Genomic DNA, 20,125 nt, shown 5'->3' with positions numbered 1-20,125 from the left:
TATTCGGCGCGAATATGAGGCTAATAGTTAGGTAAGTAAAATGATTAATTTAAGTCGTTTCGACAAATAATATTTGTTAAATAGATAGGTCGATAAGTTGCATAAAAACGCCAACCTACCAGTGAGGTTGGCGTGGAGAATTACTTATTAAGTGCTTGATTTAACCATTGATCAAACTGACTTTTAGGTAGCGCACCATTGATCATATCAACGCGTTGACCGTTCTTGAAAACCATGATGGTCGGAATGCTTCGAATGCCAAATTGTGCAGCGAGCGCTTGTTGTGCTTCTGTATCAATCTTTACAAAACGAGCCGTTCCTGCTTGTTCATGAGCGACATCCGAGAAAACAGGGGCAAAACCGACGCACGGATTACACCAAGGGGCCCAAAAGTCGACGACAACAGGCGTATCACTTTGTAATAGGGCAGAAAAGTTATCTTGCGTTCCTTCGATAGGCGCGCCATCAAAAAGTGCACTTTTACATTTACCGCAAGTTGCAGACTCTGCAACACGCTCATTAGGGACACGATTCAGACCGCCGCATGAAGGGCAGCGAGTTTTAAACGATGACATGACTTCTTCCTTTATTACGTATTGATGAAAACATGACTTACCAGTCAGCCTCATTATTTGTATACTTATTTTTTAACCTGCCGAAATAACGCAGAGCAGGTTTGTATTTGAGCCTAAGGTTCTAAGAAATTTTATTAAAATACAACAATAAATAGGTCTGCGATGACAAATTACTACGCTGAAATTACAGGTTGGGGGAAATGTGTTCCTCCTGCCGTGCTCTCTAACGATGATCTTAGCACTTTCCTTGATACTTCAGATGAGTGGATTCGTACCCGCACCGGTATCGAAAACCGCCGTATTAGCCATGTAAATACTTCAGACATGGCAACCGTTGCTGCCAAACACGCATTGGCGCGCGCGGGCGTTGACGCAAGCGACGTTGATTTAATCATTGTGGCGACTTGTTCTCCGGATTCACTTATTCCAAACATCGCATCTAAAATACAGCAGAACTTGGGCATTCGTTCTGCGGCGGCCTTTGATTTAAATGCCGCATGTACGGGATTTGTCTACGGCCTTGAAACGGGCACACGTTTGATTCAATCAGGTAACTATCGCAACGCGATCATTATTGGCGCGGAAAGATTGTCTTTCTACATCGATTGGGCCATGCGAGATACCGCTGTTCTATTTGGTGATGGCGCGGGCGCCGTTGTGTTATCAAGAACAGAAAAAGAAACGGGTCTACTGCAATCTCAAATTGGTTGTGACGCTAAAGGTCGCGATATTCTTTCCGTACCAAAGTTTGGTACTTGTATGGACCGTTTTGCGGAAGACAACGGTTACTGGGATTTCAACTTCGTAGGACAAGAAATTTTCAAACGTGCGGTAAAAGGCATGGGGCTAGCTGCGAAAACCGTGCTTAAAGCATCACAGTTAACTACCGACCAAATCGACGTTGTTATTCCTCATCAAGCGAATATTCGTATTATTCAAACCCTATGTGACCTATCTGGGATCCCACACGACAAAGCGTTTGTGAACATCCAAAACTACGGTAATACTTCTGCAGCGACGGTGCCAATTGCATTATGTGAAGCGGTAGAGCAAGGCCGAGTTAACCCAGGTGATAACATGCTTCTTGCTGCATTTGGTGCAGGTTTGACATGGGGTGCGGCAGTATTGAAATGGGGTGACCGCGTAACGCCAATTGGTGAAAGTGATGCGGCTCTGCCTGAATGTGAGCAATCCGCGCTAGAATTGCTTGAGCGTGCCATTAAGCTGTGTAACGAGCGCCGTCGCGACGAAGCGTAACGGACACTCAGCGGAAATGATATTGAAAAGGGAGCGTAAATGCTCCCTTTTTCATGACACGTTAATTAAGAGCTTATTAAAGCAGCTTAAGCCATAAAGCCAAGGTTTGAATTAGCGAAGTTGCGGATATTCGGGAACACGTATTCCAATGCCGCGTTATCACTCACGCCCATCCATTGCGCGAGGGTTGAGCCTACTTGATCAGCTGCAATTTGGGGTATGAGTCGACCTTGAGAATAGTCATCGTTTCCGCCCAATACTAGTTCAGGCCATGTGCCGATAGCTCGCTGACCATTCACTGCGCCTCCAATCAATAGTTGATGACCACCCCAACCGTGATCGGTGCCGTTACCGTTGCTTGTCATCCGTCGACCAAAGTCAGACATTGTAAAAGAGGTGACTTGCTTGTTTAGCCCCAACCCTTCAATCGCACGATACATTGCTAAGAGGTTAGTTGCTAGATCTTCGAGTAGTATGGGGTGTCGAACTAATTGAGAATCGTGTAGGTCGTAGCCAGAGTGTTTAACGAAGAAGACTTGTCGTTGTTGCTTTAACACATCTTGGCTTGCGATCAATTTATAGACGGTTTGCATCTGCTTGCCAAGTGTTGATGAGGTGAACAGCGGCGCGTCATCAATATGATTGAGTTGCTCGCTTAGCACACGGCTCATCATCATCGACTCATCAACCATCAAATTAAAGTGACCACTAAACGGATTCTTTGTTTGATGAGAAAGCAGTTGGTCATAGATCCCCTTGTATAGCGGGTTATCAATCGCGGTAAGCTGAACCGCACGGTCTTTTTTCAGCACGGTTTGGCGGTGTTCCATCGCGCGTAACCAAAGCGAGTTCCCGTGCACACTGTATAGTGGTGTTATTTCTGATTCAGAAGTTAATACGTCCAACATTCTTCCTGCCCAACCCAAGTTGCTAGATTCTTGCATACCACCAAGTAACCAAGCGTCAGTTTGTGAATTGTGGGAAAACAGTTGCTCGGGAAGTGACGCTTCACCTAGCTCAATCGCTTGTTTTGTAACGGGATGGTTGAGAATGCCGCTATTGAGCACGATATTGGCATCGCCTTGTTCGAAAATTGAAGACAGCGCCTTTAGTTTGGGGTGTAAGCCAAGTTCTACCAGATTATCCGAGCTATCGGCGGTACGCAAATTGATAGGGAGTATGTCGTCTTTAGCGACAGAAAGAGCACCTCTGACTTTGGCATATTGGTTATAGTGCGCGTCAGACAACGGCAGTACAGTGTTGAACGCATCGTTTCCACCTGCTAAATAAACACATATCAATGCTCGAAAGTCATTGGATGGCGCCGCGAGAGAATAACCCGGTAGACCAAGCGAAGCTAAAGCGCCCATCGATGCAGTGCTTTTTATAAAATTTCGTCGTGAAATATCCATAATCCACTCCTAATCCTGAATATAGAATTCATCGCCGGAAATGGCGGTAAAAATCACCAAGGCGAGCTTTGTTGTTGGCACATAGTCCTCACGATATTCATCTAACACGGTGAGCATGAGTTTTTTTAATTCCGCCGAGGCCGTTCCAGCAAAGAAGCGTGCGTTAACCAGCTCGACTAAGGCATCGTGATCATCCAAAAGAAGATAAAACTCGCCGAGATCGAGAGTGTAGGAATCACCGCCGCCTCTGCGAGTGCTGGTCAACATATAGTTGACCAAATCGGTATAAACAGACCAGTTCAGTAGCTCATACTCCGGAGAGCTAATACCAGACTCCGTAAACTCGTTAGATGGTTGGTAGTCAGGAGAGTAAAAATTAAATACGGAAGGAGAACGAAGAGGTCCTTGATTGGCGATATTCATCATCGTAGTAGCGTCTTCGTAACGTGTAGATTTGATTGTAAAACCCGCTGCTCGATGAAAATTAGTTAGGACCAGTATTGGCTCTTTCACTTTTATTGGCGGGGTATCTGTCATGCCTAGAGCCTCAGAATCGAGCAAGATGGCATGAATGACCGCGTTTAAATCTCCTTTTTCTCCTTTGCCATTGTTATTGAATACCGAAGCAACACGTGCGATGTATTCCGGACTTGGATTCGAAGTTACAAAACGTTGGATAAGTAGCTTAGAAACAAACGGCGCCATGTTTGGATGAGACATCAAAATATCGATCACTTTTGAAAGCTCTTCTTGCGCAGTTAAACCAGCAGGAATTGTGTTACCAAGCAATCGTTTCTCGCCACCATCGTGTCGGTGGCTGATGACTCGCATCGGTTCAACAAACGCTAAATCGGCATTTTTCCACCCAGTTAATGCTCGAGCGAGCTCTTGAATATCCGTTTGGGTATATGTGGGGATAGGCTTACCCGTTGTACGATCAAGCTTTTTACTGCCATCGATATTCAGTTCATACAAGCCTAGGGTGAACAACTGCATCAACTCTCGAGCGAAGTTCTCATCAGGTAATGCACCCGTCGTGTTGTTCTCTTTTGCGCTACCGAGCATGGACAAATAGCTGCCCATAACAGGATGAATGGAAACGTCATATAATAAATCTCGGTAGTTGCCAAAAGCGTTAGCAATCAATACATCATAGTAGTCGACTAGACCAGTGGGCTTACTGGAAAGGACACCGCCATAGCGAGAGACCACTAAGATCTGGCTTAATGCATACGCCATGCGCTGTCTGAGTTGATCATCAGCGGTAATAACAATTTGATACCAAGCGTTTTCTCGATTGGATTGTGCGCCTTTGGAAAAAGGTGTCCGATAGAGCGGTTGATGATAGGTGGCAGGAAGGTGGATTTGTTGAGATATCCAACTTTCCATCCCGACTTCTTCTACCTCATCAATTAATGTTGATGTTGGCCCAAAAGTGCTCTGATAGAGGAAACGCGCAACGGTTTGATCGGAGGGCGTTAGTTCCATTTCTGCTGGTACTGAAGGGACGTAACTTAGTAATAAGATAATCAACCCTAGTACCCAACAAGAGATTTCATTTTGTTTCTGACGTCTCATAGTTAACTCGCTTACCCGAGGGAACGACTTAAATCCATTTAACGGGAGTGATTAAGCTCATTTGAGCTAAATAATAAATTTAGAAAAATCAAGCAGCTGCAGGAACGAGTATAGTCTCTATAAGTGACTAACAAAAAACTCAATCTATGAATTTGGTACTTTAGTGCTAGATGTTTTTGATACTTATTTAGGTAACGTACTGATATTTAATATCGCGTGAGAATAGGGTCAAACAGTGATATAGCGAGGAATGTGTGGTGATACTGCAATAATGCGGTCAACGTGAGAGTGATGCAATCATTAAGTCTGCAATATAACTCAAACTAATTTATGAGCTAATAAATAAAGTTGTTTTATTGGCACAAGAGAAAACCGCATGGGTGTTCTCTTGTACAAAGTAAAAGGATTATTTTCTAGCAAGTTTATGGTGAGCCCGGGAGAAGTGATCGGCACAAAATGCGCCAACAATCGAGAGTTCGCCAGCCAGACAAAGCGCAGCTGCGACTTCGGCTAAGGCTTTCGCATTGCCGTTGCCGTGCAAACCCAAAATATCCAAACATGCTTTTTGCGTTGGAAGGCTAGTGCCCCCGCCAACCGTGCCAACCATGATGTTTGGCAAGGTCACGCACGCGTACAAGTTGCCTTGAGCGTCCACATCCATACGAGTGATACCAATGGCAGACTCTGCAACGCAAGCGGCATCTTGACCACACGCAATGTACAGCGCGGCAAGGGCATTCGCGTAATGCGCGTTTACGCCAATCGTCCCACTGAGTAAACCACCCACCGTGGTCATTTTGCCAAATTGAACCATAGACTCTGGCGTGGTATGCAGATATTTTTCCACTAACTCAGCAGGAATGGTCACTTCGGCGGATACTTTCTTACCGCGTACCGAGCGCAGCGTGTGCGCGTTTGGTTTTTTGTCGCCTGATAAGTTGCCATCCAAGAAGGCTTGCGTTGGTTTGATTGGGCTGGTCGCCAAAATATGATGGAACACTTCGTTTGTTGCGATGGTCACCATGTTTTGTCCGGAAGCGTCACCGGTCACGTATTCAAAGACCAAATAAACGTGGTTTCCTTCGATATTTACATTGATGTCTTTGAGTTTGCCATGTGAGGTGGTGGATTCCGCTATTTGACGAAATGCGTCAAACTGGGTCACAACCCAACTGACGAACTGACCCGCATCGGCAAGGTTATTAAAGGCGAACACTGGCGTTCGGCTCACCCCTTCACTCAGCAACAATGCGCTCGCGCCACCAGCAGCGGTAATAAGATTTGCGCCACGGTTGTAGGAAGCGACTAACGCGGCTTCTGTCGTTGCGAGCGGAACCAAAAAGTCGTCGTTCGCATACAAACCGTTGACGCGTAAAGGACCTGCGATGCCGACCGGCACATTGACAGTACCAATGAAGTGCTCGATGTTGTTGGAGTAAGCGTCGCAATGTGACTGTGTGAAAGTATCAAGAAGATGATCTTTATTGGTCACTTGTTCCAATACTTGCCAACGGCGCGCCAAATGCTTATCCGATAGGCCAGGGCTTAAGCAGAGACGTTTCTCTGGCTTGTGAAACTTCGGTTCTAATGCCGATTGAATCTTACTGCTGGTTTCGATATCGGAAAGGGCGGAGCTTTGAACAGGGTTATCTTGGTTTAACTTCGGCATACAAACGTTAACTGAAAAATCGAACCAGAGATTGTAGTGATTGGGGCTTTGATTACAACGTTGATTATACGTTTTGCAACAAATACCACTGTGTGAGCGCGTTTGTTATCCAAGTAATTTGATATTGGAGCGGAGGATTTACCAGAAATAAATGGGTTTTGACAATGAGTGCTGTAGTGAACAGAAGAATCGGGGGTAGAGAACTTAGATGGCTTAGGCCGCTGCGGATTTGAGTCGAAAAAGTGTAAGCATGAGTACCTTAAAAGCGGACTGGCTCAATCTATGAAAGGAATAAATTGTCTAACCCAGTCCCTTGGGTCAGACGCTAGTTTGAATCAGTTGTTCAAAAACTAGTTGAAGGCGCGAGCCACACGTCCCGCACTTTGAATGCGATAATGGCCAACGTAAGCAGGAACAAATACAGATTGTCCTTTCGCGGCGGTTAACGTCTCACCGTTATCACTGATGAGTGTCAGTTCGGCATCAATCGCCATCAAAATCTCTGCGCTGTTTGCCTCAACCACGTCGTGATTCGGTTGGTTAAGAATGCTGAAACTAAAGTCTGCGACTGGAACGGGGTAAAGGCTCTGGCAACCATTTGCATTGGGTTCAAGAACAAGGCTTTCAAACGGCTTAGGCACAAAGTCTGTGCATTTAACCAGTTCTTCAACATCCATGTGTTTCGGCGTGAGTCCTGCACGCAAAACGTTATCTGAGTTCGCCATGATCTCTAATCCCGTTCCTTTAATGTAAGCGTGTGGCGTTCTTGCGCTCAGGAACATCGCTTCGCCAGGTTGCAGCGTGATGACATTCAACAGTAATGGCGCAAACAAGCCGACATCGTCGGGGTATTGTGTGGATAGATCCAAGATGAGCTGGTAAACGTCGCTGTCAGTGCCTTGCTCCGAGTCAGTGCTTTGCTCCGATTGACGTGAAGCGTGGGTAAGAAGCTGTTTCAGTGCTCTTTCTTTCGTTTCGCCTTCCATGGTCAGAATGTGCACAAAGAAATCTCGCAAACCTTGTGAGTTGATTTCGCGTTTGAATGCATCTAATGGCGCACGTAGCTCATCGATATCACAAAGGCTAAATGCCTCAATAATCTCGGCATACGAGCGAAAACCGTTCATGGCTTGGTAACTTGTCAATGCGTATACCAACTCAGGCTTGTGATTTGGATCCTTGTAGTTACGATGGCTCGCGTTTAGTGGGATGCCAGCACTTTGCTCTTTTTCGAAACCTATTTCAGCATCTTGTTTACTTGGGTGAACTTGAATCGACAGTGCGTGTTCGGCCGCTAAGATCTTAAACAGAAAGGGCAGGTCGCCAAATTTCGCTGCGGTTTCTGCTGATAAGTAAGCGGGTTGGTTTTGTTTGATCAGTTCAGACAAAGGCAGCGTGTTTTGCTCAATCTGAACTTCAGAGCAGCCGTTTGGGTGAGTCCCCATCCATACTTCTGCTTGAGGCTCATTCGTTTCGTTAGAAAAGCCAAACAAATCGTGAATAGAAGAGGTGCTTCCCCAAGCGTAGTTTTGGATTTTGTTGTTCATTTGAAAGAAGCTATGCGATGAAATAGTGTTCAAATTCATGAATTTTTCCCATAGTTAACCCTCCGAACTGAATCGGAAGAAAAATTGAGCAGAGATACGTTAAATAAGGATGGCGAGCGCGGTTAGGTCACTCGCCAATTTGCCCGAAGGGCGATAAGTCGATTTACAACCGAGGTTTTGGTTCGAGTGGTTTTCGTGATGGTTGCGCTTGCAAAAATGGCAGCAACAAAAGGCCAATGACGGCTGCACAAACTGAAATGGTGATGAAGAAACCCGTCCAATGATATTCTTCAAGAATTAACGCCAGTGGATAGCCAGACAATGCTGCGCCCATGTAGGCGAACAAGCCCACGAATCCTGTTGCCGCGCCTGCAGAATCTTTGTGAGAGCACTCAGCCGCCGCCATACCGATCAGCATTTGTGGCCCAAAGACAAAGAAGCCGATGGAGAACAATCCCGCCGCTTGGAATGCAAAGTTGGTCAGAGGCATCAGCCAAAGCGCAGAGACAGATAAGAAAATCCCAATCGCGAACAGCAAGTTCATTGGCCCACGGTTACCGCCAAAGAGTTTGTCTGAGCCCCAACCCGCAACCAATGAACCAACAAAACCACCGATTTCAAACATCGACAGAGCAGCGTTGGCGTTAATCAGGCTATAGTGATGCTGCTCGGTTAAATACAGGTTTCCCCAGTCGTTTATTGCGGTTCGGACGATGTAAACCAACACATAACTGAACGCGAGCAGCCAGATGTATTTGTTGTTAAATACGTACGATTTCAGAATTTCGCGGTAGGTGAGGCCACGTCCGTAATTTTCTTGCGCAAGTTCTAGTGCGTCGTTGCGCCATTGTCCGACACTTGGTAAGCCCATTGTTGTGGGTTTGTCGCGCAATCGCCAACAAACGAATAGACCGAGTAATACACCGATGATGCCGGGTAGAATAAAGCCTTCACGCCAGCTGTAGTGCAACGTTAAATAGCCCACCCAAATAGGGATCAGCGCGCCACCAACGTTGTGTGCGGTGTTCCAAATCGCCCATAAGAAGCCACGCTCGGAGCGTGAATACCAAGTGGTTAACAGCTTGGAGCATGAAGGCCAGCCCCAGCCTTGGAACCAGGCGTTTAAGATCCACAGAGTAATGAAAGCCGCGAGTGAGCTAGAAAAACCGAACGCGATATTGACCAGACCTGTCGCAATCAATCCTAATCCCATGAAATAACGAGGGTTAGAGCGATCTGAAATCGTACCGGAAATAAACTTCGAGCAGCCGTAGGTAATGTAGAAAAGCGTGCCTATAAGACCCAAATCGCCTTTATCTAAGCCAAGATCGGTAATCATAGCTGGTGCGGCGTAGTTAAAGGTCTTACGGGTAAAGTAGAAACCTGCGTAGCCGATGTACATCCCCAACATAATGTGCAAACGCCAATGGCGGTAACGCTGGTCGATTTGCTCGTTGCTTAGACTCGGTTGAGTAAATTTAGGTGAACGTAAAAATCCAAACATCTTGAGTTACACCTTAGGTAAAGTAATGCTGATTTGAGTGCCGATCACTTGATCGCTGGTGGAGTAGATAACCATTTTCCCACCCAATGCGTGCACACGCTCTTGCATGCCGCGAACGCCCATGCCTTTCATGCTGTCCTGAACTTTGAAACCGACACCATCATCGTGAATCCTCAGTGACACCGCCGTTTCTCCAATTGTCAGTTCAATATTGATCAACTGCGCTTCTGCGTACTTGGCTGCGTTATTTAATGACTCTTGGCATAAACGGAATAGGGTGACTTTGAGTGTGTCACTCAGGCTTGTGTAATCGCCCTGCCAGTTCAGTTGAACAGTCGTTCCGTGATTGGCGAATTCCATCTCTCGCGTCAGTTGCTCGACGGATTCTTTTAAGTCCAAATCATCCAGCATTTTGGGTCTTAGCTTGCTTAACAGTCGCTTAGTGGTGTCGTACACGTTGAGGGAAAGCCCTTCGATGGTGTCGGCGCAACCGACGCTTGTTTCTGCGTTATTTACCCGCTTGATGATGTTGGCTTGTGTGCGGATCGCCGTGATGTTCTGGCCGATTTCGTCATGTAGCTCGCGCGCAATATCGCGTCTTACGGATTCTTCCGCTTTGATAAGCTGGCGAGACAAATTCTGATTGCGTGCAAGTTCGCCGCGCAATTTGTGATTGAGGTCTTTTTGTTTCTGAACCCCTAAGCCGAGCATAATGCCAGTGATGGTTTGCGCTGAGAGAGATAATAACAAATCGGTTATTTCTAGATTCGATACGCCGCTACGAGCCGCAATCAGCGCAATGCTGTTGAGCATGGTGGCGAGCAGGGCACCTTGCCAGCCGTAACGCAGAGCAAGCACGATGATTGGAATCGCCATACAAAATGGCGCAAATCGTTTTAGCTCTTCAGGCAAACTGGTTTGCACCAAAATACTGCCGATCAAAAGCAGCGCATAAAGCACGATATGACGCACCTGAAATACAACGGTATTACTAAGTAGGAGAGAGCTAAGCGGAGACCAACGACTTTGGAACAAATAACTCCATAACAAGTAGCACATAGGCACCACGAGCAAGCCTCCAGAAATGCTAGCCAGCCACACCATGTAAACCGAAGGAACGTGAAAACCAACGGCCATCACATTAATAAACGCGCTAATGATAATGACAACTCCCATGACGGCTAAGTGGCGGTTTTGGTCACCGTAGTAGTATTTTTTCGCAATCAGTGTGACAGGGATGCTGGCAACGCTGGCGATCAGCACGGTGAGCCATTGAGGTTGCTCTAATAGGGTCGCAAGTGCAATCGTCAGCGCCCATTCTGATACGTAGATTGTTGGCCAGTAAGCGGTGCGAGTGTGCAGCGCAATCCCCAGTCGTAAGGCGAATGGGAAAAGCAGAATGGCGAGCTCTGGATCGTTGACAAAGTAGTAGGCGATCACCCACAAACAGAACCAAGCACAGGCCATAACAAACAGGCCACAAATCGTTGTGACAGAATAGGCTCGCATTAAAAGGACTCTTGAGAGAATAGTTTGGCGAGCTCAACGTTGTTTTTCACGCCGAGTTTGTCGATGGCATTCGCTCGATGAACGTGTACGGTCTTGTGGCTCAAGCCAAGCTCTGCCGCGACGGACTTTACATCCAACCCGGTCGCAAGTAGCTGACATACCTCGTTTTCACGTTTTGTCAGTTGGCATAGAGAGGTGGTGTTGTCGCTAGGCGTTGCAAGTTTAAGTGCAATATCTGATGTGAGGTAACAGCCACCAGAAGCACTGGTTCTCACGGCTTGAATAAGTTCGTCTGGGCTACAGCGTTTACTAAGATAGCCTTTTGCACCTAGCTTTAGTGATTTTTCCACCATCGCAGGGGAGTCATGCACGCTAAGCATCACGCAGGCAATGCCAGTTGGTATTTCGCTAAGAAAGTTTAAGCCGCTTTCATCTGGCATGGAAATATCTAGGATGACGACGTGTGGGTGTACCGCAGGCAAGCCTGTGCGTGCTTCTGCGACAGAGCCGAACTCACCAACAACGGTAATATCACTTTCTAAATTTAATAATTGTGCGAAACCTGAACGCACGATGAGGTGATCATCAACTAGAGCAACATGAATCATTATTACAACCAAATAGAGCAGACAACTAACAACAATAAGCTCCAACAGGAGCCAATAGAAAAATCTTTAATGATACTGAATTGAACCATGCTTTTTAATGATCTTGCGCGCTTTACCGAAGTAAAGCGCGCAGAGAAGTTAGGCTTGGTTTTGTGCAAGTTGAAGCTTCTTCGCGTGTCGAATCTTCTTCTCTTCCGCGATAGCGACGAAAGCAAGCAAAACAATACAAATCATGGCGGAGGTATCTAGGGCTGCGAAGGTACCTTTCCAACCTGTTAAGCCGAAGATAGGTGTACCGTCGGCAATCATACCCAAGCCTAGTTTTGCAAAGCTGTCACCGATTAGGTAAGCGAATGTACCTTTTACGCCGTCAGCCACACTGATTGCTTTTTTAGGGACAAAACCAACCGCGGCAACACCGATAAGAAGTTGCGGACCAAACACCAAGAAGCCCAATACAAATAGTGAGGCCAAGTACATGAACTCGCTAGTGGCGTGCTGGTAGAACTCAAGCGATACGATGATCAAACCAAGAGATACACAAGCAACCAATGCGCGGCGACCGTTTGCTAGGTCAGACAGGTAACCCCACATCAAAGTACCCACAAGCGCACCGACTTCGAACAGAGTAAAGCCAGAGATTGCCGTTTCTTTTGACAGACCAAGCTCTTGGTACGCGTATACCGTTGACCATTGGTCGATGCCGATACGAACGATGTAAAGGAAGATATTGGCAAAACAAAGTAGCCAGATAACTTTGTTTTTAAGAACGTATTCAACAAAGATTTCTTTTTTGGTCATCTGATTTTCTTCTGCGGCGGTGTCTTCTTCACTCACTGCTTCATCGAAAAGTTCTTCTACTTTACCTAGACCGTAAGCTTCTGGAGAGTCGCTACCAAAGCGCATACCGATGAAGCCGACGATGATCGCGATGATAGAAGGGAACACGAACATGCCGATTACGTGGCCGTCGAATAGGTAGTTAGCACCGAAAAGAGCAACGCCCGCTGCGCCAGCACCACCAACGTTATGTGACATGTTCCACAAGCCTAGGTAAGAGCCGCGTTTGTTACGAGGTGTCCATTTTGTAATGGTTGAGTAACTAGAAGGGCCACCAGTACTTTGGAAGAAACCACTCAGAGCGTAGAAAGCCACCATCAAGAACAGGCTTGCACTACCGCCGCCCATGCTGAAGCTGAAACCAAGCATGGCAAGACCAGAAAGGATCAGCATAAAAGGGAGGAATTGCTTGGTGTTCTTACCGTCAGCGTAGTAAGACACAACGGTTTTACCGATGCCGTATGTGATGGAGAAGCCAAGGCCAATAAGACCTAGGTCTGTCATGCTCAAACCGTAAGTTGAGATCATGTCGTTTTGCGCGACATTGAAGTTCTTACGAATCAAGTACATGGTTAGGTAGCCGATGAATACGACCAAGTAAGATTGGATGAACGGTTTAAACCACATCTTTCTTCTAACTTCGACAGGAAGATCGAGGGTCGGCTTCCGCACCTGTTCGAGGAATTTTAACATGATGAACTCTCTTGTAATTGTTTTAGAAACACAACGGAGACCGTTATGCGCTCTTGTTACCTTTGACTGAGCGGAATTCTAGAGAGTGGTTTTGTGAGGCACATGAGATGGTTGCCTAGATCGGCTAGGAAAAATTCCTAGAAATGCCTAGGAAGGCGGAAAAGCGTGAAAAGAGTCACACAAAATCCTTACTAATTTATGGGTTTTTGACAGGGTTCTTATCGGATTGGAAAGCGTTCAAATGCAAGCGGGTTAATATGCGTAAGCTTAGTACAGACAAGGGGTGAGCACGTTTGGTTGGAGAGAATAGTGTCTTGTCGCTAAGTATCAATTGGGAACGAGAAGCAAACAACAGAGACCCAGAGGTCTCTGTTAGAAATATTAGGAATTCGGCTAAGTTGACGTGTTAAGGCGCAGGGCTGTATAGACGCGGCGAGCCGTGTTTTGGTAAGTGAATTAGGTTCAAATGGTTTCTTCTTGCCCATTCGACGGTTAACGCTGTAGGTGCAGATAAGCAAACCAGAGTGGGGATGCGCGCGCGAACGGCTTTGTGGATCAACTCCAAGCTGCAACGGCTTGTCATGATAGCGAAGCCACTTTGAGGCTCGATGTGATTGTTGGCCAATGCGCCAATCAACTTATCTAGCGCGTTGTGACGGCCGATGTCCTCTCGGCACAACTTGATGTTGCCTTGTAAATCTGCAAATAAAGCGGCGTGTAACGCGCCAGATTCACGTGCGGCTTCTTGATGCAGTGCGACTTTGTCTCGCAGCCCTTCAAATACATCGGAGCGCGGAGGAAGAGACGGGGTCAGCGGCGCCAAATCAGGCAAAGCTTGTTCAAGAGCCTCGACGCCACAAATGCCGCATCCTGTTGTGCCAGCAAGATTTCGGCGTTGTGTTTTTAACGCCCAGAAAGCGCGGTTGCTGATTTCCACTTCCGCATAGTGAGATTCGTGATCGCCACCAATTTCAATGTCTTTGATCTCTTTGAAGTCGTGGACGATGCCTGTGCTTAAGCTAAACCCTTTCACGAAGTCTTCCAGATGGCCTGGCGTCACCATCATGACCGCTTGGCTAATGCCGTTGTAGCTGATAGCTAAAGCGGACTCGCTCGCCAACGACATTTGTTGCACTGGGCGGCCATCAATCAATTCTCGGTAATTGAATGCACTTGGTTGAGGTGGTGCTTGATTGAAATCGGACAGTTCAAAATAAGATTGAGTAGTACATCTCATGAAATCACCTCATAAGCCGTTGTATATGCCAAAAATTGACGTGTGGATTGTTGTTATCGATTGAATATGCTTTTTGCTTCTGCGAAACACTGATCGGTTAGCGCGGAGAAGGGTTCTTGTTTTCGCTTTAACAAACCTAGCGGGGCGTGAACGGCGGCTTCTTCGATAGGAATAATGCGAAGCGTATCGTTCAACTCTTCCAATCCACAATTCAGCGGCATAATGGCGCAACAAAGGCCACTGGTTACTGCTTGGATCAAGTGAAAGGTGGAGTTACTTTCAATGACGGTTTGTGGAACTAGCCCTTTACTCACAAAGCTAAGATCAATCGAGTGGCGATAGTGCATGCCCTTCGAAAGCAGCCCTAGCGGAATGTTATTGAGTGACTCCCACAACACTTCAGATTCGGCAAAATCAAAATGACGCTCATCGAATAAAACACCAAGTTTGGTCGAATCTAGCTCGATAACATCGAAGTAAGCGGTGTTGACTTGATCGACATAACACATCCCCAAATCAAGCTGATTGCGATTGAGTTGGTCTATGATCTGTTCGGTCGTCATGGAGAGTATTTGAAAGCGTAACTCAGGGAACTGTTGAGCTAATGGTTTGAGCAATTGCATCGGGTTTTGGCTGGCGAGTGGCACCATTCCAAGCCGAAGTGAACCGACCAACTGACCACGGCAGTTGGCGGCTTCGGCTTGCAATCCATCATGAGCGGCTAAGACGGTTTTTGCCCAAGCTAAAATGCGCTCTCCGGCTTCAGTAAATCCTTCAAATCGTTGACTTCTCTGGATTAATTCGAGGTCGAGTTCTTCCTCTAAGCTTCGGATTCTCATGGACAAAGTAGGCTGCGTAATGTGGCACAATGCGGCGGCTTGACCAAAGTGTTTGGTCTGTTCAAGTGCGATGAGATATTTAAGTTGTTTGATATCCATAATGGCTTGTTAACCTTGCGTTGTGAGTCACATGTACGGGGGAACTCCCTAAAAAGGGCACAGCACTACCGTACTTTTTAAGCGCTGGAGCGTTTTAACTGGGGAATGAAAAACCAAAACCAAGTCAAGAATAAAACCACACTCAAAATTGATCTGAATCAAGGCTATTCCTGATATTAATTAGGGTCAAATTTAAAGTATCTATAGTGTGATAGATATTATCTATTATCAAGAGTGGCGATTTTATTGAGTTCGTTAAGCGAACTAGGCGGAATCGAATAGAAAAACGATTAACCTCATAAATTGTATTGATTAAAAATGTGATGACCGTTAGTGGAAAAATTCGTCATAGATTTTGTTTATCACTCGGTCAGGATTATCAATTGGACGCATATTGAATATCGACTTAATCTTTGATTTAGATCAAGACGCAACAATGCAAATTGAATCTAACAGTCTTAGAAACAGTAGGCGGGTATCCGATATCAAGAATCTAGATAAGTAAACGCTCGGACAAGCGAGAGTATGTTGAGTGGTTACTTATTTGGATTAAAAAATACATGGATTAGAAACTAAGCCCTTCAATACTTCCGCATTATCTCAATAAATAACGCGCTTGTTTTCACGGGCACCCTGCTTGCTGGTATATCTGCGAGGAGTAAAGTCGTGAGCCAAAAAGAACAAATAAAAACATACAAAGGTCCAGCTGGTGGTTGGGGTGCACTGAAAGCCGTAACCAGAAGTTGGTGGGGCAGTGAAAATGCAGTTAAAAACATTCGCACTATGCTCAAAACCAACCAAAATGGCGGTTTCGACTGTCCGGGATGTGCATGGGGCGAGTCGCCAGATAGTGGTAAAGTCAATTTCTGTGAGAATGGCGCGAAAGCGGTAAACTGGGAGGCGACCAATCGTCTGGTTGATCCTGAGTTTTTTGCCAATCACAGCGTTTCTTCTCTCTCAACTCAAACCGATTACTGGTTGGAATACCAAGGCCGTATCACGCACCCAATGCGATACGATGCCGAATCCGATCACTATGTGTCAGTCTCTTGGGATGAGGCTTTTTCTCTTGTGGCGAAACATCTCAATCAATTGGATTCACCGCACCAAGCGGAGTTTTATACCTCTGGTCGTGCAAGCAACGAAGCGGCGTTTTTGTATCAGCTATTTGTCCGTGCATTCGGTACCAACAACTTCCCAGATTGTTCCAACATGTGTCACGAAGCCAGTGCAATCGGGATGAAAGACACCATTGGTGTTGGTAAAGGCACAGTGATCTTTGATGATTTTGAAGAAGCTGATGCGATTTTCGTGATTGGTCAAAACCCGGGCACGAATCACCCACGAATGCTCGAACCTCTGCGCGAAGCGGTAAAACGTGGTGCACAGGTTATCTGCCTAAACCCGCTGAAAGAGCGCGGATTAGAGCGTTTCCAAAATCCACAAATGCCGATTGAGATGTTGAGTAATGGCTCAGAGCCTACAAACACGGCGTACCTGCGTCCTGCTTTGGGCGGAGACATGGCAGTATTTCGTGGCATCGCGAAGTTCTTGCTGCAATGGGAACGCGAGGCATTGCAAAACGGCGGCAAAGCGGTATTTGACCGTGAATTCATCAAGCAACACACGATAGGTATTGATGAGTATTTGGCTGAAGTGGACGCAACCTCTTGGGAACACATCGCGGAACAATCGGGTCTTGATTTAAGTGAAATCGAGATGGTGGCGAGCATGTATCGACGTGCAGAACGTGTGATCATGTGTTGGGCAATGGGGTTGACTCAGCATCGTCACTCTGTGCCAACCATTAAAGAAGTCGCAAACGTGCAAATGTTACGAGGTAACGTTGGTAAGCCGGGCGCGGGTCTTTCACCAGTGCGTGGTCACAGTAACGTTCAGGGCGACCGTACGATGGGCATTGATGAAAAACCTTCAGATCTGTTGTTGGATCGCATTGAAAGTCGATTTAACTTTGCCGTCCCGCGTGGTGAAGGCCACAACACTGTGCAAGCCATTAAAGCGATGGAAGAAGGGCAAGCGAAAGTATTTATCGGTTTGGGCGGTAACTTTGCACAAGCAACGCCAGACACAGAACGTACGCACAACGCGATGCGAAACTGTAATTTAACCGTACACATTTCGACGAAGTTAAATCGTTCTCACCTTGTCACAGGTAAAGATGCGCTTATTCTTCCGTGCTTAGGCCGTACCGAGATTGATCAGCAAGCGACTGGCCCACAAGGCGTGACGGTTGAAGATACCTTCAGCATGGTGCATATCTCATTTGGTCAGCTAAAACCGCGTTCGGAGCATTTACGTTCAGAACCAGCGATTATTGCCGGTATTGCCAATGCTACACTCGGGGAAAAACCAATTGATTGGCTGTGGGCGATTGAAGATTACGACCGTATTCGCGATTTGATTGCCGACACGATTCCGGGCTTTACCGACTTTAACCATAAGCTTAAACACCCGGGTGGATTCCACTTGGTAAACCCAGCAGCCGAGCGTCGATGGAATACACCAAGCGGTAAAGCACAGTTCAGCTCTAGCGAGTTGCCGAAACAATTGATCTGCGAAGCGATACTCGAAAAAGGCCAAAAGCCAGATTTGATTTTGCAAACCATGCGCTCACACGACCAATATAATACGACACTTTACGGCTTGAATGACCGTTATCGTGGAGTATTTGGTATGCGCGAAGTGCTGTTTATCAATGAAGTGGATATTCGTAAACTCGGTTTTGAACCGGGCGACAAAGTGGACATGGTGTCATTATGGGAAGATGGCGTTGAGCGTCGCGTGAGCGGATTTACGCTTGTTGCCTATGACGTGCCAGCAGGTCAGGCGGCGGCTTACTATCCAGAAACGAACCCATTGGTTCCTTTAGATAGTTATGGGGATAGAACGTTTACGCCAACCTCTAAGTTTATTGCGATCAAATTGGAAAAATCGACATCCGATAAGATCGCTTCGGTGGAAGCAGAATAGTTCCCAAACCAGCACAACGACATTCCAGATAAGCAAACGGCTGATATCAATTATCAGCCGTTTTTAATTGCTCACTTTGCCTTTAGATCATTTCGTCGAAGGCGTGTAGGGGGCTGAATTAAAATAGTTATTTTCGTTAATAACGGGGTTATTGGATAGCACTCTAAAAGGCAGCAATTAAGGCGCATTGGTCCAGCTTGTGTATAATATTAATGAAATTAGGCTATTAGACGTATAACCTGACGGATGTCTGTATTTGAGCCTAAATCTAAGCTGATGAAACTAACAAGAAGATAGATGACCTTGAAAAGTATAATTAAATTAACGTTAAGCCACTTAGTGGCTGTTGCGATTGGTATTGCGATAGGTATCTATACTTTACCGATTCTTATTGCACCGCCTGCGCCGACCGATGAGCAAGTTTCTGAGAGCATGCAAGGTGCAGAATACAGTGCAGTTGACACGAGGGACCTCAAAGGTAGCGACGCTTTTCATTGGGGAGAAGGTGAAATTCATTTGAGTTCCCAAGCTATTACGCTGGTAGGAAAACTCGCTCCCGGGCCTGACTATAAACTCTATTTATCTCCTAAGTTTGTCGAAACGGAACAAGCGTTTAATGACCTTAAATCTGAGATGAGCTTGGTTGGTGATGTCAAAACATTCAATAACTTCGTTGTTGAGGTTCCTCAAGGGATTTCCATTTCTGAATACAATACTGTTGTTGTTTGGTGTGAAACATTCGGTGAGTTCATTACTTCGGCAAAATACCAATAAATCCCATTAGGAGAAAAAGTGGTTTCTTCTTAGTTAATAAAGGTTTACTGCTCAAACAACAGGTGCAATACATTACGTGGTACAAATGCACTAAGTGCTGCTAATGGTTCTACAGTGGTTGATAGAACTTAAGGATATTTTGTGGAAGTTAAAATTTTTCAGGTCGACTCGTTTACATCAGATGTGTTCAAAGGCAACCCTGCAGGTGTGTGTATCACAGAATCAAGCCTTGGTGAGGAAATGATGTTGGCCATAGCGGCAGAGATGTCACTATCTGAAACCGCGTTTCTGTCATTAAACACAATGCAACTTCGTTGGTTTACATCTGAAACGGAAGTCGCTTTGTGTGGACATGGCACATTGGCCACGGCGCACGTGCTGAGAGAGCAAGGGTTATATAGCACTGGTGATACCATTGAGTTTGGCACGCTATCCGGCGCTTTAACTGCACAACTTGATCATGACGACATTCATTTGGTGTTTCCTGCTCCTATTTTAGATATGCGAGCAAGTATTAACACAGACTTGCTTCACGGCTTAGGTCTCGATGTGGCTGATGTAAACGCTTATGGTCAGTTTGATAATAAGCAGTTGATCGTCATCAATGATGAGTCTTTGATAGAGCAACTCGAACCTGATTTTAGTGCGCTACTTAAACAAAAAGGTCGTGGAGTTGTTATCACTGCTCACTCAAGCACTGACGCTGATTTTGTCTCTCGTTACTTTGCCCCTTGGGTGGGTGTTGATGAGGACCCAGTAACAGGTTCTGCTCATTGCGCTTTATGTGTTTACTGGGCCAAAGAGCTCGGTAAAGCGCAATTAAAAGGCTTCCAAGCATCCAAGAGAAGTGGAGTTGTTTATACAGAACTATTGAGTCCGGAATACGTTAAGCTTTCTGGAAGTGCGGTAACAATGTTGCGAGGAGATATGAGAATCGCGTAGTCGTCCTTTTTGGTTCTCGTTTTTTTTGATTGCAGGTTTATCCAGTTTGCA

At 46.1% G+C, this 20,125-nt stretch carries 15 protein-coding genes; 4 read left to right on the top strand and 11 right to left on the bottom strand.

Annotated features, from left to right (window positions below; translation table 11 throughout):
- Positions 1 to 140: 140 nt before the first annotated feature.
- Positions 141 to 575, bottom strand: coding sequence for a thioredoxin TrxC (gene trxC / locus L3V30_RS07445; RefSeq protein ID WP_005394579.1), 435 nt, complete (start codon positions 573 to 575; stop codon positions 141 to 143).
- A 162-nt stretch (positions 576 to 737) separates the two neighbouring features.
- On the opposite strand from trxC, the gene L3V30_RS07440 reads away from it, so the two are divergent.
- Positions 738 to 1,832 carry a ketoacyl-ACP synthase III gene (locus L3V30_RS07440; RefSeq protein WP_005394577.1) on the top strand — a complete coding sequence of 365 codons (1,095 nt, stop codon included), beginning with the start codon at positions 738 to 740 and terminating at the stop codon, positions 1,830 to 1,832.
- Between the two features lie 86 nt (positions 1,833 to 1,918).
- On the opposite strand, the gene L3V30_RS07435 is transcribed toward L3V30_RS07440, so the two are convergent.
- The 10 genes from L3V30_RS07435 to L3V30_RS07390 form a co-directional block, all read right to left on the bottom strand.
- Complete coding sequence (locus L3V30_RS07435) at positions 1,919 to 3,244, bottom strand: DUF1501 domain-containing protein (RefSeq protein ID WP_237308614.1); 1,326 nt, start codon at positions 3,242 to 3,244, stop codon at positions 1,919 to 1,921.
- A gap of 9 nt (positions 3,245 to 3,253) precedes the next feature.
- Positions 3,254 to 4,822, bottom strand: a complete 1,569-nt coding sequence (locus tag L3V30_RS07430) for a DUF1800 domain-containing protein (protein WP_237308613.1) — start codon at positions 4,820 to 4,822, stop codon at positions 3,254 to 3,256.
- Between the two features lie 406 nt (positions 4,823 to 5,228).
- Positions 5,229 to 6,491, bottom strand: coding sequence for a hydroxymethylglutaryl-CoA reductase (locus L3V30_RS07425; RefSeq protein ID WP_237308612.1), 1,263 nt, complete (start codon positions 6,489 to 6,491; stop codon positions 5,229 to 5,231).
- 350 nt (positions 6,492 to 6,841) lie between these two features.
- Positions 6,842 to 8,077 carry a mannose-6-phosphate isomerase, class I gene (gene manA / locus L3V30_RS07420; RefSeq protein ID WP_237308611.1) on the bottom strand — a complete coding sequence of 412 codons (1,236 nt, stop codon included), beginning with the start codon at positions 8,075 to 8,077 and terminating at the stop codon, positions 6,842 to 6,844.
- Between the two features lie 124 nt (positions 8,078 to 8,201).
- A complete protein-coding gene (locus L3V30_RS07415; RefSeq protein ID WP_005394568.1) occupies positions 8,202 to 9,542 on the bottom strand; it encodes an MFS transporter in 1,341 nt (446 codons plus the stop codon).
- 6 nt (positions 9,543 to 9,548) lie between these two features.
- Positions 9,549 to 11,051, bottom strand: coding sequence for a signal transduction histidine-protein kinase/phosphatase UhpB (gene uhpB, locus L3V30_RS07410; protein ID WP_237308610.1), 1,503 nt, complete (start codon positions 11,049 to 11,051; stop codon positions 9,549 to 9,551).
- Complete coding sequence (gene uhpA / locus L3V30_RS07405) at positions 11,051 to 11,659, bottom strand: transcriptional regulator UhpA (protein WP_182033763.1); 609 nt, start codon at positions 11,657 to 11,659, stop codon at positions 11,051 to 11,053. Before uhpA ends, uhpB begins: the two co-directional genes overlap by 1 nt.
- 138 nt (positions 11,660 to 11,797) lie before the next feature.
- Complete coding sequence (uhpT, locus tag L3V30_RS07400) at positions 11,798 to 13,192, bottom strand: hexose-6-phosphate:phosphate antiporter (RefSeq protein WP_021707729.1); 1,395 nt, start codon at positions 13,190 to 13,192, stop codon at positions 11,798 to 11,800.
- A 406-nt stretch (positions 13,193 to 13,598) separates the two neighbouring features.
- The gene (fdhD, locus tag L3V30_RS07395) at positions 13,599 to 14,429 is read right to left on the bottom strand and encodes a formate dehydrogenase accessory sulfurtransferase FdhD (protein WP_017447522.1); all 831 of its coding nucleotides are present in this window, start codon (positions 14,427 to 14,429) and stop codon (positions 13,599 to 13,601) included.
- Between the two features lie 53 nt (positions 14,430 to 14,482).
- Positions 14,483 to 15,367 (bottom strand): LysR family transcriptional regulator, encoded by an 885-nt coding sequence (locus L3V30_RS07390; protein WP_046875405.1) that lies wholly within the window; start codon positions 15,365 to 15,367, stop codon positions 14,483 to 14,485.
- Between the two features lie 666 nt (positions 15,368 to 16,033).
- On the opposite strand from L3V30_RS07390, the gene L3V30_RS07385 reads away from it, so the two are divergent.
- From L3V30_RS07385 to L3V30_RS07375, 3 genes are all read left to right on the top strand, one after another.
- Complete coding sequence (locus L3V30_RS07385; protein ID WP_237308609.1) at positions 16,034 to 18,358, top strand: FdhF/YdeP family oxidoreductase; 2,325 nt, start codon at positions 16,034 to 16,036, stop codon at positions 18,356 to 18,358.
- Between the two features lie 297 nt (positions 18,359 to 18,655).
- The gene (locus L3V30_RS07380; protein WP_237308608.1) at positions 18,656 to 19,132 is read left to right on the top strand and encodes a DM13 domain-containing protein; all 477 of its coding nucleotides are present in this window, start codon (positions 18,656 to 18,658) and stop codon (positions 19,130 to 19,132) included.
- A gap of 141 nt (positions 19,133 to 19,273) precedes the next feature.
- The gene (locus L3V30_RS07375; RefSeq protein ID WP_237308607.1) at positions 19,274 to 20,074 is read left to right on the top strand and encodes a PhzF family phenazine biosynthesis protein; all 801 of its coding nucleotides are present in this window, start codon (positions 19,274 to 19,276) and stop codon (positions 20,072 to 20,074) included.
- The last annotated feature ends 51 nt before the right edge of the window (positions 20,075 to 20,125 follow it).

It is taken from the genome of Vibrio sp. A1-1, assembly GCF_021728175.1.
GTDB classification, from domain to species: domain Bacteria; phylum Pseudomonadota; class Gammaproteobacteria; order Enterobacterales; family Vibrionaceae; genus Vibrio; species Vibrio diabolicus.
Note: the sequence above shows the minus strand (reverse complement) of the source record. Positions and strands in the feature narration are given on the sequence as shown.

Bases quoted from the DNA above. Each gene is read 5' to 3' on its own strand.
- L3V30_RS07380 (WP_237308608.1), top strand. From the start codon at position 18,656: ATGACCTTGAAAAGTATAATTAAATTAACGTTAAGCCACTTAGTGGCT.
- L3V30_RS07415 (WP_005394568.1), bottom strand. From the start codon at position 9,542: ATGTTTGGATTTTTACGTTCACCTAAATTTACTCAACCGAGTCTAAGC.
- L3V30_RS07440 (WP_005394577.1), top strand. From the start codon at position 738: ATGACAAATTACTACGCTGAAATTACAGGTTGGGGGAAATGTGTTCCT.
- fdhD (WP_017447522.1), bottom strand. From the start codon at position 14,429: ATGAGATGTACTACTCAATCTTATTTTGAACTGTCCGATTTCAATCAA.
- uhpA (WP_182033763.1), bottom strand. From the start codon at position 11,659: ATGATTCATGTTGCTCTAGTTGATGATCACCTCATCGTGCGTTCAGGT.
- uhpB (WP_237308610.1), bottom strand. From the start codon at position 11,051: ATGCGAGCCTATTCTGTCACAACGATTTGTGGCCTGTTTGTTATGGCC.
- L3V30_RS07435 (WP_237308614.1), bottom strand. From the start codon at position 3,244: ATGGATATTTCACGACGAAATTTTATAAAAAGCACTGCATCGATGGGC.
- L3V30_RS07430 (WP_237308613.1), bottom strand. From the start codon at position 4,822: ATGAGACGTCAGAAACAAAATGAAATCTCTTGTTGGGTACTAGGGTTG.
- L3V30_RS07425 (WP_237308612.1), bottom strand. From the start codon at position 6,491: ATGCCGAAGTTAAACCAAGATAACCCTGTTCAAAGCTCCGCCCTTTCC.
- uhpT (WP_021707729.1), bottom strand. From the start codon at position 13,192: ATGTTAAAATTCCTCGAACAGGTGCGGAAGCCGACCCTCGATCTTCCT.
- manA (WP_237308611.1), bottom strand. From the start codon at position 8,077: ATGAATTTGAACACTATTTCATCGCATAGCTTCTTTCAAATGAACAAC.
- trxC (WP_005394579.1), bottom strand. From the start codon at position 575: ATGTCATCGTTTAAAACTCGCTGCCCTTCATGCGGCGGTCTGAATCGT.
- L3V30_RS07390 (WP_046875405.1), bottom strand. From the start codon at position 15,367: ATGGATATCAAACAACTTAAATATCTCATCGCACTTGAACAGACCAAA.